Annotated in this window: 14 protein-coding genes; 5 read left to right on the top strand and 9 right to left on the bottom strand. The window is 56.3% G+C overall.

Translation table 11 applies throughout. From position 1 onward, the window contains the following. The 6 genes from ACEQU8_RS06325 to ACEQU8_RS06300 form a co-directional block, all read right to left on the bottom strand. On the bottom strand, positions 1-518 hold a 518-nt coding region (locus ACEQU8_RS06325), incomplete at its 3' end, for a DUF3299 domain-containing protein (protein ID WP_370262348.1). Between the two features lie 23 nt (positions 519-541). Continuing rightward, entirely contained in the window at positions 542-1,837 is a 1,296-nt protein-coding gene (locus ACEQU8_RS06320; protein ID WP_370262347.1) for an ABC transporter permease, read from the bottom strand. Beyond that, positions 1,837-2,559, bottom strand: a complete 723-nt coding sequence (locus ACEQU8_RS06315) for an ABC transporter ATP-binding protein (protein ID WP_370262345.1) — start codon at positions 2,557-2,559, stop codon at positions 1,837-1,839. Before ACEQU8_RS06315 ends, ACEQU8_RS06320 begins: the two co-directional genes overlap by 1 nt. Continuing rightward, on the bottom strand, positions 2,556-2,771 hold the full coding sequence (locus tag ACEQU8_RS06310; protein WP_370262344.1) for a hypothetical protein: 216 nt from the start codon (positions 2,769-2,771) through the stop codon (positions 2,556-2,558). Before ACEQU8_RS06310 ends, ACEQU8_RS06315 begins: the two co-directional genes overlap by 4 nt. 67 nt (positions 2,772-2,838) lie before the next feature. Beyond that, the gene (locus tag ACEQU8_RS06305) at positions 2,839-3,654 is read right to left on the bottom strand and encodes a mechanosensitive ion channel family protein (protein WP_370262343.1); all 816 of its coding nucleotides are present in this window, start codon (positions 3,652-3,654) and stop codon (positions 2,839-2,841) included. Between the two features lie 27 nt (positions 3,655-3,681). Beyond that, positions 3,682-6,732, bottom strand: coding sequence for a parallel beta-helix domain-containing protein (locus ACEQU8_RS06300; RefSeq protein ID WP_370262342.1), 3,051 nt, complete (start codon positions 6,730-6,732; stop codon positions 3,682-3,684). A 167-nt stretch (positions 6,733-6,899) separates the two neighbouring features. On the opposite strand from ACEQU8_RS06300, the gene ACEQU8_RS06295 reads away from it, so the two are divergent. The 3 genes from ACEQU8_RS06295 to ACEQU8_RS06285 all read left to right on the top strand — a co-directional run bounded on the left by ACEQU8_RS06295 (position 6,900) and on the right by ACEQU8_RS06285 (position 9,537). Then, positions 6,900-7,241, top strand: a complete 342-nt coding sequence (locus ACEQU8_RS06295; RefSeq protein ID WP_370262340.1) for a cytochrome c — start codon at positions 6,900-6,902, stop codon at positions 7,239-7,241. 10 nt (positions 7,242-7,251) lie between these two features. Continuing rightward, entirely contained in the window at positions 7,252-8,526 is a 1,275-nt protein-coding gene (locus ACEQU8_RS06290) for an NAD(P)/FAD-dependent oxidoreductase (RefSeq protein ID WP_370262339.1), read from the top strand. A 237-nt stretch (positions 8,527-8,763) separates the two neighbouring features. After that, positions 8,764-9,537, top strand: a complete 774-nt coding sequence (locus ACEQU8_RS06285) for an esterase/lipase family protein (RefSeq protein ID WP_370262338.1) — start codon at positions 8,764-8,766, stop codon at positions 9,535-9,537. Between the two features lie 12 nt (positions 9,538-9,549). On the opposite strand, the gene ACEQU8_RS06280 is transcribed toward ACEQU8_RS06285, so the two are convergent. The 3 genes from ACEQU8_RS06280 to ACEQU8_RS06270 form a co-directional block, all read right to left on the bottom strand. Then, entirely contained in the window at positions 9,550-9,933 is a 384-nt protein-coding gene (locus ACEQU8_RS06280) for a 5-carboxymethyl-2-hydroxymuconate Delta-isomerase (protein WP_370262336.1), read from the bottom strand. Between the two features lie 241 nt (positions 9,934-10,174). Next, a complete protein-coding gene (locus tag ACEQU8_RS06275; RefSeq protein ID WP_370262335.1) occupies positions 10,175-11,143 on the bottom strand; it encodes an alpha/beta fold hydrolase in 969 nt (322 codons plus the stop codon). A 3-nt stretch (positions 11,144-11,146) separates the two neighbouring features. Continuing rightward, positions 11,147-11,605 (bottom strand): thioesterase family protein, encoded by a 459-nt coding sequence (locus tag ACEQU8_RS06270; protein ID WP_370262334.1) that lies wholly within the window; start codon positions 11,603-11,605, stop codon positions 11,147-11,149. 182 nt (positions 11,606-11,787) lie between these two features. Here ACEQU8_RS06270 and ACEQU8_RS06265 point away from each other — a divergent pair, with 182 nt between their 5' ends. Both ACEQU8_RS06265 and ACEQU8_RS06260 read left to right on the top strand, forming a co-directional pair. Further along, positions 11,788-12,000, top strand: a complete 213-nt coding sequence (locus tag ACEQU8_RS06265) for a hypothetical protein (RefSeq protein ID WP_370262333.1) — start codon at positions 11,788-11,790, stop codon at positions 11,998-12,000. 2 nt (positions 12,001-12,002) lie between these two features. Further along, positions 12,003-12,782, top strand: coding sequence for a hypothetical protein (locus tag ACEQU8_RS06260; RefSeq protein WP_370262332.1), 780 nt, complete (start codon positions 12,003-12,005; stop codon positions 12,780-12,782). The last annotated feature ends 292 nt before the right edge of the window (positions 12,783-13,074 follow it).

The following is a 13,074-nucleotide window of genomic DNA, read 5'->3' as shown; positions in this document are numbered from 1 at the left end:
GGCGGCGGTGTGTGAATGCAGGCGCCAAAGTATGGCACCAGCAACAGTTCGTCTACCCCAGCTTCACTTTGCTCCACCGGGATCACAAAGCCGGGAATTCGCACTTTTTTGCCACTCAACTCATCGTTCACCGGGGCCTTGTTCCAGGATTCCCGCATGGCGTTTAACGCTTGTTGGGCACGGGGGTCGTTGTCTTGCAACTCAGCAATATTCAAACCACGAAATGCCGCCATGGGGTCCCAGTTGGCGGGCATCAGCGCATCCCACTCCAACTCGGGGTAGGCTGGGTCAAACTGTTTGGCCTGGGCCTGCCCCTGGCCCAAGCGGTCGCCCACGGCATAGCCGGAGTCGGCTGGATCAAGCGGTTCGTTTTGCAGCTCAGCCAGGGCTTTGTCCAACTCGGTCTTGGGCCGAGAATCCTCGGAGGTGCCCATCAACCAGGAGGTTAAACCGTAGCCCACGCCCACCATGGCCAGCATCAGCAACACACCCAGCACTACTTTTTTTGTATTCGGCATTTTATTTTCCAAAGAATGAACTGCTATTGACCGCGCATGCTCAAGCCGTCCTGCAATTGCAGGCGATAAGCACGCCAAGCTGGCCAAGCACCAAGCATACTGCCAAATGCTGCAAATGCGAGCACGGCCAGCAAGCCCTGTTGCAAGCCCCACACAGCCGACAATTGCACGCCAAAATTACTCAACACCCACGGCCCCAAGGCCCAGGCACTGGCTGCAGCAGCCAGTACACCCAGCGCAGCACCAAGCCACATCACCAACGCGCTTTCCAACAGCACCAGCGAAAAAATGGTCACTGGCCCGGCGCCGGTCGATCTCAACACCGCCAACTCGCGGCGACGTTGACCCAAGGTCACCAGCATCACGCTGGTCAGGCCCAACACGCTCACCAGGCCCACCAGGGCGGCGACCAACAACAGCACTTGCTCCACCAACCCCACGGTTTGCCACAAGGTGGACAAGGCCACCCCGGGCAGAATGGCGCTCAGGGCGACGCCGGGCTGGTTTTCCAGTTCACGCTGAACGCGAAACACCCCGGCACGGTTATGCAAACTCACCAAGGTGGCAGTGATGGATTTTGGGGTGAGGTTGAACTTGGCCACCAATTCGGCTGGAATGTTGGCCCCGGCCATGGGCACGCCCGCCTGCCAATCCAGATGGATGGCCTCCATACCCGCCAGGCTGATGTGCACACTTTGGTCCACCGGCGTGCCGGTGGGCTGAAGAACCCCCACCACGGTAAAGGGTTTGTCGCCGTGGCTCGGCTCGCCCGTTTGCAAGCTCATGCCGTGGTGCAGCGCAATGGCATCGCCCACCTTGTGATTCATGCGGGCCGCCACATCGGCCCCCAGCACGGCTTCAAAAATACGATCCACTGGGTCGCCCACAGTGTAATCGTCGAACGCTCGACCCTGCGCCAATGCCAAATGCTGGCGGGCACCATATTGAAAATCAAAAAAATACGCTGAGGTGGTGCCCACCACGGGGTAGCCACGGTATGAATCACCCAGGGCAATCGGCAAAGCCGACTTCACACGCGGATCGGCTTGAATTTGCTTAAACGCCTCAAAGGGCATATTGCGTGCGGGTTCACCAATGCGAAACACGCTGTAAAGCAGCAAAGCCACCGGGCTGTTTTGGGCGCCCACCACCAGGTCGGTGCCCGACACAGCATTGGAAAAGGTATCTCGAGCGCTTTGCCGCGCCAGGTCGATGCCCAAAAGCAACACGCTGGAGGCCATGACACTGAGCGTGAGTAACAACAAACTAGCACGGCGGCTCCATGCGCTTAGTGCAGCCAGCTTCAGCAAAATCCCCATCAAGCGCCCCCCTCTACTGCAGGGTACCGCTGCCAGTCGGCCATGTTGCAATGCCGCTCAAACCGCGCCGCCAGGGCGGGGTTGTGGCTCACCATCACCACCGCCGTGCCTTGCTGTTGCGCCCGCTCAAGCAACAGGTCCACAAACTTGGCCTGGTGCCCCGCGTCCAGGGCCGAGGTGGGCTCGTCTGCAATCAGCAGGCTTGGTCGCCCCATCAAGGCACGCGCCAAAGCCACCCGCTGTTGCTGGCCCACCGACAACTGCTGTACGGGCCGCTGCACATGGTCCTTCATGCCCAGCTCGGCGAGCAGGGCCAAGGCTGCCGCATGAATGCTGCTGTGGTCTGCAAGCGCCCGCTGGCGTCGAATGGCTGAAAACCGGCATGGCAAGGCCACGTTGTCCAGCACACTGAGGTAATTGAGCAAATTAAACTGCTGAAACACAAAACCAACATGGTTAACACGCACCGCGTCGCAGGCGCGCTCGCCCATGTCGTGAAGGGCGTGGCCCATCAGCGTCACGCAGCCAGCTTGCGCGCGCAGCACCCCTGCCATCAAGTTCAGCAATGTGCTTTTGCCACTGCCGCTTTCGCCCTGTACAAACACCCCTTGAGCGGGGCCAAGCTCAAATTGTGGAATGCGCAAACCAAAAGGCGCATTGGGGTAGGCGAATTCAACACCCTGCATCTGCAGCACTGGCGAATTTTGCAATGCTTCGCTCATAGGGCCTGAATACTTGGCTTCTTGGCGCTTAATTTGGCACCCACCTGCCCTTCTTGCACCATTTCTAGCTCGCCCACGCCGTGCACGTGGGCATCGTGTTGGTGGCTGTGGCCTTTGGCATCGCCATGCGCTTGAGCCACACCAGATTGCAATACAAGCAGCGTTACCGAGCACGCAGCCATTTGTTTAACATTCAAACCGGGTTTAAACATCTTCCATATTCCTGCCAACACAAGTGCGTAAAGGACCACAAAAAAACCCTCGGGTTCCGTGCATTTTTTAAACGGGGCCGAACTCCTGCCAAAACCCTTTGTAGATGGCTTGCTCGGCATCGCCACGCTTTTCCAAGGGGCAAGCCAGGCGCACAATCATTTTGTGGGCCAGTTCGTTGTAGGCCTGCCAAAACACCTCGGGATGAGCGGCGGGCAGATCCACAAACTCAGACACCTCGATGCGGTCAAAATAACGATCGGCCTCCTCCACCCAAGCGGCAGACACCGAGCGCGCCACGCGCAGGGCGATCTCCTCGGCCTTGGCGGTGTCTGCCTTGAACGGCAGAATGATCTCGATGGTGTACAAGCTGAACTTGCCCAACATTGAATTGTGCTTGATGGTGTGCATAAACACCGCCGCATTGGGCACCGCCAACCGGCGACCGGTGTACTTGCCCGACATGCCGATTTCAAACAGCTTGGTGCTCAATAAATCAATGTCAATCACGCGGCCATTCTGGTTGCCAATTTCAATGTAATCACCAATACGGAACGGCTTGGACAGCGAAATATTCACATACCCCAGCAGGCTGAGCACCACCTCTTTGCCCGTGATGATCAAGGCGCCTGCAATGGCCACCACGCTTAAAAACGCGCCGGTAATTTGAGAAGCCCACACCAGCACCAAGAGCAAAAACACCGCCATGCGCACCAGGTTTTTTAAAAACACCAATTGCGAGCGGGCTTTTTCGGGGTGATAGGGGTGAAGCTTGCGAAGCGACCACGACAAAGCGCGGTTCACAAAAAAACCGCTGGCCATCAACCCGAAGGTGATGACCAGCTTGACGATGAACAAAATTGTGGGGTCTTTTAAAAAGTCCATTCCTTCATGCTGCAAGTGGATTGGACTCTATGGTACCAGCGGTAGCCCCCCAATCAGCGGCAAGCCACCGCCGCTGTTGTTGCTTTGCTGGCAGGCGTCCGCGTTCTCGTAGCTGGAGTCGATCACCTGGTCAATCCACTGATTGATCAGGGTCACAGCCTCGGTGTCAACCACGCTGCGGGCCAAGGGCGGCATTTTGGCTGCCAACTCCACAGCCTCTGGCCCCATGCGGTAAGGCACAATCGAATCGGCCGACACACCGGGGTGGATGTCGTACAAACGATTGCCCCGGCCCTCCGAGCCACTGGCGGTGGGCTTTTTACAAATGCCGTAGGTGCTGTCCACAGCCCGGAACACGTCCACATAGAAGCCTGTGTTGGAGGCCTGGCCATTGACGTTGTGGCAGTGGGCGCAGTTCACTTCCAGGTAAGCGCGAGCGCGTGCCTCAATGTCGGCCTTAGACCCGGCTGGCTGGCCCGAATCCCCGGGCTTGTTGAACTTGGGAATGCGCGGCACGGCACCGGCAACCTTGGTGGTTTGGTTCACCTTCAGGTCGCTTGGGCAGTTTTGCATCAAACCGGTTTCGCACATGAACTGAATCTGGTTTTTGCCATTGATGGGGTGCTGCGACTGCCCAGCGGTCAACAAGGGCGACTCATTGCGATATTCGCGGTTCAGGTTACGCGGCTTGGGGCCAATGGGTGAGGAACCCGATTCCACATCGTTGTTGCTGTGGCAAATCAAACACTGGTTGGCGTTGGGGAACAGGTATTCAGCGGTATTGCCCTGCTGGCGTTTGCCGCTTTCAACATCCACATAATCCCAGGATGCCGCGGCCTTGCCACCGCCCTGGCTTAGCACAGCCTTGCGCTTGCCGCCACCTGCGTCTTGCCAAATGTACTCCAGCGCCTCCCAGTATGGGTTACCGTCCTTGCGCTCACGCTTGATCAACAGGCGGGTTTCGTAAGCGGTCTCTTTGCCCTGTGGCTGGTCCACAAAGGTAAAGGTTTTGGCAATGATGGTGCCCACAGGGAAGTTGATGGTGGCGTTGACCCGGTTGGCTTCATCGGCCAGGTAGTTGGCCTTTTTGCCACGCGGCACAAAAATCACGCGGTGCTTAAGCGAATAGTCGCTAAACAACTTGCTGTTGAGCACGTAAGGCATGCCCTGGCTATTGGGCATGCTGCGGGGGTCCTGGGGGTCTGCAAACAGGTTGTACTGCGCCAAATCGGGGCAGTTCACCGCAAACGCAGCTTCATTCACCTCACCGGCTTTCAAAGGCACTTCGCACAGGGCCTTCACCGCCTCGGCAGTGGGCTCTGGGGAAAACTCGCCACTGGGTACAAAAGGCTCCAGTTCAAAGTCGGGCAGGCGTGGCAGGTCCGCGCCAAATTTCGCCAAACAGTTGTGGTCTTCGATGCGGAATGTGGCGGGAAACTGCGGAATGCCGCTGGCCACCGATTGAACAAACTCGGGGGTCAAGCTGGCAGCCGGGTTGCTTGGGTTCAGGTTAAGCACAGCCTCCAAACCGCGTGTGCCATTGAAGTTGGCAAAGTTCAGACTGTCGCCATTGAAATTGTTGTTCGGGTTGATGCAGCTAAACCACCAAGCGGGCACCTTGCGTTGGCCGTTGCTGTTGAATTTGTATTTGTTGTAACGGCAGCTGGGGTTGGGGTTGGCGTTGCCCTGAATCGGCTTGCCATCGGCATCGGTGGGCACGGGCTGGCCCTGACGGTCTTTGGGCAGCTCGCACTCGTTGTTCAGTTGGTCTTGGTAACCATCCCACACAATGTGGGCGCCACGGTAGCGTTGGCCGCCAGCGGCAATTTTTAGGCCCACCAGCATGGGGAAGGCACTGGTCACCTGCCCGCCCTGCGTGGCAATAATGCTGGCAAAGTCGGGCTGGGGCAAATCATTGCCGTTGTTGATGAAGGTGTTGTTAAAAATGTTCACCGCCTCGGAGTACACATCCATGCGGCGGTCACCGTTTTCGCCCAACAACTCGTAGCTGGTCAAAATAATGCCCGCTGTGCCGTGGTTCTCGAACACGTTGTCGTAAATATCGATTTTGTCGTAGGCCAGGGTGATCAAACCCGAACCACGGGGCACGTTGGCCACAATGGAGCCCGGCACGGCAAAGTTGTAGGTGTTGTTGTTGCGAGCCACGTTGTTGAACATGCGCGAGCGCGAACCGTACTGGGTCAGGTTGTCCAGGTCGTAAATCAAAAAGCCGCCGGTGTTGCACTCAGCCAGGTTGCCGGAATATTCACCGTCTTGTACGTTTTCAATCTCAAAACCAAACACGTTGTAAGCCGTGCGGCTGTTGCGGATTTTTGCAATATTGGTTTGGCCTACATAAATACCAGCATCGGAGGCACCAATGGACTCGCTTTCTTCCACCAAAATATTGCGGCTTTCAACGGGGTAAATGCCGTAGCGGCCCGAGGCCGTGCTCACTGTGTAGTCTGGTGAGGTGTTGTCCCGCTCCAGCGGATTGGGGTTGGCGGGGTTGTGGCGGGCTGGGTCGGTGCACTGCACCTTCACCGCATCGCGATAGTTGGCCGCAGTAATGGGGGTTTCTTGCGGGGTTTTGCGTCCGCTACTCCAAATGGCGCGCACTTTTTTCAATGTGCCATGGTTGACGCCCTTGAGCTTGAAGGCATCGCCGGGCGAATCGCCAATGGTCAGGTTACGCACGGTCACACCGCGCACATTCGACGCCAAAAAGCCCTCTTGTGAATTGCTGTCGCGGAAGGACAGGAAGGTTTCGTCCATGCCGCAACCTTCAATAATCACATCTTCCGTGGTGCTAATTTGTATGCCGGTGGTCAACTCAAAAAAGCCGCAGTCAAAACGCAAAGTGTCTTTGGGCTTGAGCTGAACCATGGCCGCCACCATCTCATTGGTGGCATTGGGGCCAGGCTTGATAAAAAACACCCGCCCTTCAGACTCGGACGGGTTGATGGTTGAACCACCAGAACCCGAGGGGTTCGCAGGATCACCTCCGGATGAAAGGCAACCCGCCAGTGTGGCCAAGGCCAGCAGGCTTGTGCCCGTGCGCAGCAGATGTTTAAACATACAAGGCTCCAACGGAAGAGTATTTGGTGAGGAAATGGTAAAAACTGCTTGCCTGTACCTGCTACCGAACTACAATCAAATTGGATTGAGCCTTGTGTCGCCTAATTGACACTTCGACCACTTTGACCCATATTCAATTCGCCAAAACAACACCGGAGGGACATTCCATGCCAGTCAAACCTGCTGTTGCACGCCTGCTCGTGGGTGCAACCATCGCCGCCTCGGCACTCGCCCATGGGGTGGCCCAGGCCGACCAGGCCAATGCCGAAGCCACTTTGCGAGCCGCTAGCCTGGCGGCCACCTGCGCCAACTGCCACGGCACCAATGGCAACGGCGTACAAGGCAGCCCAGTGAGCGGCCTGGCCAATTTGTCAGTGGAATACATTAAAACCAATATGATCTGGTTCAAGACCGGCCAGCGCCCTGCCACCGTGATGCATCAACTTGCCAAGGGATACACCGACGAGCAAATCGACATCATCGCCAACTACCTGGGCAAAAAAGACTAAGGAGCGCACCATGCAAAGACGACAATTTTTACAGACCAGCGCCCTGGCCACGGCATTGCTCGGCGGCATGCCCCTGGCAGCCACAGCCAAAAGCGCCAAAGGCAAAGTGGTGGTCATTGGCGGTGGTTACGGTGGTGCCACCGCAGCCAAATACATTCGCCTGTTGTCGGGCAACCGGGTCGATGTAACCTTGGTTGAACCCAACAGCAGCTTTGTATCCTGCCCCATGTCCAACCTGGTGGTGGGCGGTGTTCGCCAAATCAGCGAAATCAGCACCCCCTATTCAGGCTTGAGCCGCAACCACGGCATCAAAATGGTCAAAGACTACGTGGTGTCCATCAATGTGGACAAACGCCAGGTGAAGCTAAAAAGCGGCCGCAGCCTGCCCTACGACAAATTGGTGTTGTCCCCTGGCATCGACCTGATGATGGACAAGATCGAAGGGCTGGCAGCCGCCAACGCCAGCGGCGCCATTTTGCAGGCTTGGAAAGCCGGCCCCGAAACCGTTGCATTGCACAAACAACTGCAAGCCATGCCCGATGGAGGCACCTACGTGCTCAACGTTCCACTGGCGCCCTACCGCTGCCCCCCCGGCCCTTACGAGCGGGCCAGCATGGTGGCCAATTACTTCAAGCAGCACAAGCCAAAATCCAAAGTGCTGCTGCTGGACGCCAATGCGGATGTCACGTCCAAAGGCAAATTGTTCAAAGCAGTGTGGGAAAGCCAGTACAAAGGCATGCTGGAATATCGCCCCAATATGAAAGTAACTGGCGTGGACGCTGCGGCAAAAACCGTGCGCTTCGAATTTGAAGAGCCCATCAAAGCCGATGTGTTGAACATTTTGCCCGACATGCGTGCAGGCAAACTGGCCGTCGATACCGGCATTGCCAACCTGAACAACCGCTGGGCCGAAGTGAATTACCTCACCTTTGAGTCCACTGTGGCCCCCAATGTGCATGTGATTGGCGACAGCGTACAAAGCGCACCGCTGATGCCCAAAAGCGGCCACATGGCCAACAGCCAGGCCAAAGTGGTGGCCGCGGCCATTGTGGCGCAACTCAGCGGCTGGGAGCCCAACCCCAACCCGTTGGTGAACAACACCTGCTACAGCTACATCAACACCACTGATGTCATTCATGTGGCCAGCGTGCATGCCTACAATGCCGAGAAAAAAACCTTCCTGACCATTGAGGGATCGGGCGGCGTGAGCGAAAAACCCACCGAGTTGGAAGGCACCTACGCCTGGAGCTGGGCGCAAAACATTTGGGCCGACACCCTGGTGTAAACACCCGCGCAAACGGGCGTGAATAAAACCACCCACGGGGCTGCCACTGGCAGCCCTTTTTTGTGCCCCGCCGCAGGGGGTTTAGGGTTAGCCCCATGTGCCTTGCTTGCAACAAACCCTTAATTGCGCAGCTTTTTTACCGTTAATCAAATTGCAGTAGTTGCGCATATACGCGTAACTTTAAAAGCAGAGGCCACCCACAAAAAGGCCCACCACTTGCAGGAAGGACGACACACCATGGCAAACAACTCGATTGTTGGCCAATCGCACAGCCCCTATGGCATGGGCGATGTGGCCAGGCTCGCGGCGCGCGAAGGTTATTTGTTCGGTTTGAGTTTTTTGTTTCGCCAGCGCATCCCCAGCGTGGTGCCCCCCATCAGCCCGAATTTCGAAAATCGCCAATTGCCCTTGGTGGTGTTGGTGCCCGGCTACCTTGAAAAACCCGGCTGCTTTGCCGGTTTGTATGACGAACTCCTCTGGAGTGGTGTGCGCGTGGCGCTTTATCAACCCCGCTACACCTTGGCCAGCGTGGCTCAAATGGCGCAACATTTCCAAGAGTACCTGGATGGATTGCTCAACCTGCCCCACTGCCAAAATAGCCACACCTACCTGGTGGGTCATTCCATGGGCGGACTGATTGTGCGCCAGGCCATGGCCAAGCAATGGAATACCGGCCTGCCTGTGCAGCACCTGTTTACCCTGGCCACCCCCAACAACGGCACACAAATGGCTCACTTGGGCGTTGGAGACTGCGTGCAAGACATGCTACCGGGCAGCGCGTTTTTGGCTGAACTGAACCAAAGCGATGTGGACCACCGCCACCGCATGAGCAGTGTGATTGCCACCCCAGACTGCTTAATACTGAGCGCGAAAAATGCCCACCTGGAGGGCGCCGCCAACCATGTGATGCCCGGCAGTGGCCACATGGCCCTGCTGGACGACCCCCGGCTGGTGGGGCTTTTGCAGCAGCGGGTGCAAATTGACCACCCTCACCAACTGATTGGCGCTTAAAAACTGAAAGGCTTAACTGCCCGCTTCGCCTTTTAAAACCGATTTGAAGTACAGCTCAGACTCCAATTCACCCACGTGAACGGTGACCTGGGTTTGCAGCCCACCCTCGCTCGGGCAGCAACGCTCCAGCGTTTTCAGCAAGGTTTGGCCCAACAGCTCACGCACAGAAAAGTCGCGCCCGCTCAACAAGGCCACCTCGGCGGCCACAAACGCATGCCGATCCTCCTCGGCGGCTTCCACACCAATACGGAAACTTGCCTGGCACACCATGCGTGTTTTGATGTCGGCATCCATGAAAATGCCCAGGTTGAGCAGACTGCGATTGACCTGCAACATCACCCAAGATTCATCGAGGCTGCGCAAATTGCTGCTGTATTCAATGGTGATGTGAGGCATGTCGCTGAGCTCGGGAAGAAAACAAAATACGTTGGAAGCTGGCTATCGGCTCATGGTGTGACAGAACCACCAAAGTTCAAGCTGCGCACTAGTATAAATTACCTACAAATCCACTTGCCCACCGTTGTTTTTGAGGGGGACAATAGTTACATCGAGCGCTGTCTCAGTGCTCCATCCAATGTCTCCTCTTCTCCGCAAGTGAGAAAGGTTTAAGCCGACTTCGCAAGGAGTCGGCTTTTTTTTATCCAAAAAAATGGCTTTCAATCAAACGGGCCAGCACCTCGGGCTGATCGTGATGAACCATATGCCCGGCGTCATCCACAATTTCGCAACGCCAATCGGGCACCACCTCAAAGCGTTTACGAAAGGCCTCAAAATCCACCGGCTCGCCTGCTTTGCTCAACCACAGACCAGCTTCAGTTTGCGCGGCCTCTACATGCAACACTGGGGCGGTAATGCAAGCCCAACAGGCCTGGGCCTCAGCCAAGCGATAACCAATCGGATTGGGAATTTTGTGGGCCGGGTCGCCCAAAATTCGGTAACCATCGTCGTCGGCCTGCGACCAATGTTGCGCCAAAAACAAAGCCTTGTTGGCTGGCAGGCGAGGGTTGGTTTTTTGCAAACGCTGCGCCACCGACTCCAGGCTTGGGTGCAAACGCAGTTCAGAAGGGTTTTTAATGGCATCCAGCCAAGTGGCATAACGCTTGGGAGCCCGGTCTGCGCCAGAATCGAGCATGCCAAACCCCTCCAGATTCACCACCGAAGCCACGCGGCCCGGGCGAACACCTGCGTACATCATGGCCACATTGCCCCCCATGCTATGCCCCACCAAATTTACAGGCGCATCGGGAGAATAGTGGTCAAGCAAAGCATCCAGGTCGGCCAGGTAATCGGCAAACCAATAAGAACGCGCGCCGGGCACCCCCTGCTGCACTGGCCATTGGCTTTTGCCAAAACCACGCCAATCGGGAGCAATCACGCGGTATTCGCGCTGCAAGGCATCCACCACAAACTGAAAACTGGCCCCCACGTCCATCCAGCCATGCACCATCACAATCAAAGGGGCGTACATGGGTCCCCATTCATTCACATGAATTTGAATACCGCGCACTGAGCGCAAATGGCTGCGGGCAGGTCGGCGTGGTGAGTAAGCGGTGGCTGAAATCACGGCCTGAGCGCTGTTTTGATGGGTGGTTTGATTTGAATTCATGGCTTATCCCACATTGTGTTGGCGGTTTGCCAAAGCCTGCTCAAAGGTGTTGCGCACCCGCTCTGGCATTAACACCACTTTGCTGTGCGTGTAGTTGTAAAAAACAAAACCCGACTTGGCCAAGGCAATTAAACGGCCATCCACAGGCCGAGTGATCCTGAAAATAATGTCGCAACCATACTTGTTGAAATCCATCACGCCAACCTCAAAACGCAGCAAATCGCGTGCATGCGCCTCGCTTTTGTACATGGTGGCCAAGTCGGTCACGATAATGCCAGTGCGATCCTGGTTAATTTCTTCAATGCCAAAATGGTACAAAAACCGGGCGCGTGCTTCCGAGATCATGGAAATCATGGAGTCGTTGGCCAAATGGTTGCCCGCATTGATGTCGGTGATGCGCACGGACAAGGAGGTTTCAAAAACAAAATGGTGATCTGGAAATTCGAGGTTTAGCCGCGCCATAACAATGTTACAAACTGACAAATAGTTCAATGCCCTAGTGTAGTGCTTTTAACTGCATTGAACGTCTACCATCTTTGAGGGGGAGCACGAATTTCGAAGCCACGCTCTAACCGCCACGCCCCAAGACGCCCCAAATCGGCTTATGCTTGGGCTTCACAAAAAATACATGGATGGAGACAGACATGCCCAAACTCGACGCCAGCCTGGTGAGCTTGCTCGGCGAACCCATGCCCGAGCTTGAAAAGCTAAGCGCTGCTGAACAAAAAAAATTGGCTGCCGACATGGCTCAGGCACAACAAGCCCACGAAGCCAACTTAAAAAAAGCCATGGACGATGCGCTGGAACACATTCCCCGCCTGTTGCGCGGTGCCGTTAAAAAAATGCTGGGGCTATAAACATGGATAGAAACACCGAACTGCGCCGCTTGGCCCAAGCCCTGCACAAAAAGCCCGAGGACCTGGCTTACCTGGATAAACTCGACGCCATTGCACTGCAAAAACTTCGCAGCAAATTCCAAAACAGCTTGCTGAACAAATTTGGCCCCGTGTTTGAAAAAATTGCGGGTACCGGCAAATTGGCCCCAGACAGCATCAGCGCCACCCTGTGCACCAAAGTGTTTGGCCCGGCCATCACGGCCAACATGTCTTACTACACGCCAATGAGCAAAGCGACCGCCCTGTGCAAGCTGTTTGATGCCAGCTTCATGGCCGAAGTGGCGCGCGAGCAAATTCCGGAGAAATCAGTGGACATGCTGGCCGAATTGCCCACCGAGCAACTCAAACGCGTCACAGTAGAACTGGTCAAGCACGGCGACTACCACGTGCTGGGCGGCTTCACCGACTACATTCCGGAAAAAAAGGCACTCGAAATCATGGAAGTGATCGACGACCCTGCGGCCAACCTGCACATCTCGTTTTATGCGCAGCGCAAAGACCGAATTGGCAAACTGGCCAGCATGCTCAACGACGAAAAACTCATTGAGCTAATTGCCGCGGCCTTTGCCAACGAAGACTTTTTGGTTGAGGTCGGGCTAATTACCGCCGAAATGGACGACAAATCGCAAGCTCGAATGGCCAAACTGACCGACAAGGTGAACAAGGCCCACCGGGAGACCGCCAAGGCCAAGGCTGAGGAGTTGGGATATGCAGATCGCTTGAAGGCCTACTTCGCGGCGTAGTGGTTCATCGGCCTGCGTTTCGGTTGACTGCGCAGCCTCTTGGTGTCGGCTTGGTAATGGTTTCAGGGCCAGGGGCAGCCCTTGCGAGTGTTTATGCGCAGCGTTTTGGTGCCGGGTTGGCACAGGCCACTGGGCCTGGGATCAGCCCGTATATCCCTTCTTGTCCCTTCCGAGGGGGCATGCAAGGCGAAAATGTCGCCATTGCATCCGATTCGGTTTCCCGCCAAGCGGGGGCTTGGCGGGGAAACACGCCTCGGCCCCTCGGTGTGGGCCAAACCGGGCGGGCTGCCCT

The organism is Limnobacter sp., assembly GCF_964228395.1.
Classification (GTDB): Bacteria; Pseudomonadota; Gammaproteobacteria; order Burkholderiales; family Burkholderiaceae_B; genus Limnobacter.
Note: the sequence above shows the minus strand (reverse complement) of the source record. Positions and strands in the feature narration are given on the sequence as shown.

Bases quoted from the DNA above. Each gene is read 5' to 3' on its own strand.
- ACEQU8_RS06265 (WP_370262333.1), top strand. From the start codon at position 11,788: ATGCCCAAACTCGACGCCAGCCTGGTGAGCTTGCTCGGCGAACCCATG.
- ACEQU8_RS06310 (WP_370262344.1), bottom strand. From the start codon at position 2,771: ATGTTTAAACCCGGTTTGAATGTTAAACAAATGGCTGCGTGCTCGGTA.
- ACEQU8_RS06305 (WP_370262343.1), bottom strand. From the start codon at position 3,654: ATGGACTTTTTAAAAGACCCCACAATTTTGTTCATCGTCAAGCTGGTC.
- ACEQU8_RS06320 (WP_370262347.1), bottom strand. From the start codon at position 1,837: ATGGGGATTTTGCTGAAGCTGGCTGCACTAAGCGCATGGAGCCGCCGT.
- ACEQU8_RS06300 (WP_370262342.1), bottom strand. From the start codon at position 6,732: ATGTTTAAACATCTGCTGCGCACGGGCACAAGCCTGCTGGCCTTGGCC.
- ACEQU8_RS06295 (WP_370262340.1), top strand. From the start codon at position 6,900: ATGCCAGTCAAACCTGCTGTTGCACGCCTGCTCGTGGGTGCAACCATC.
- ACEQU8_RS06290 (WP_370262339.1), top strand. From the start codon at position 7,252: ATGCAAAGACGACAATTTTTACAGACCAGCGCCCTGGCCACGGCATTG.
- ACEQU8_RS06260 (WP_370262332.1), top strand. From the start codon at position 12,003: ATGGATAGAAACACCGAACTGCGCCGCTTGGCCCAAGCCCTGCACAAA.
- ACEQU8_RS06270 (WP_370262334.1), bottom strand. From the start codon at position 11,605: ATGGCGCGGCTAAACCTCGAATTTCCAGATCACCATTTTGTTTTTGAA.
- ACEQU8_RS06315 (WP_370262345.1), bottom strand. From the start codon at position 2,559: ATGAGCGAAGCATTGCAAAATTCGCCAGTGCTGCAGATGCAGGGTGTT.
- ACEQU8_RS06285 (WP_370262338.1), top strand. From the start codon at position 8,764: ATGGCAAACAACTCGATTGTTGGCCAATCGCACAGCCCCTATGGCATG.
- ACEQU8_RS06275 (WP_370262335.1), bottom strand. From the start codon at position 11,143: ATGAATTCAAATCAAACCACCCATCAAAACAGCGCTCAGGCCGTGATT.
- ACEQU8_RS06280 (WP_370262336.1), bottom strand. From the start codon at position 9,933: ATGCCTCACATCACCATTGAATACAGCAGCAATTTGCGCAGCCTCGAT.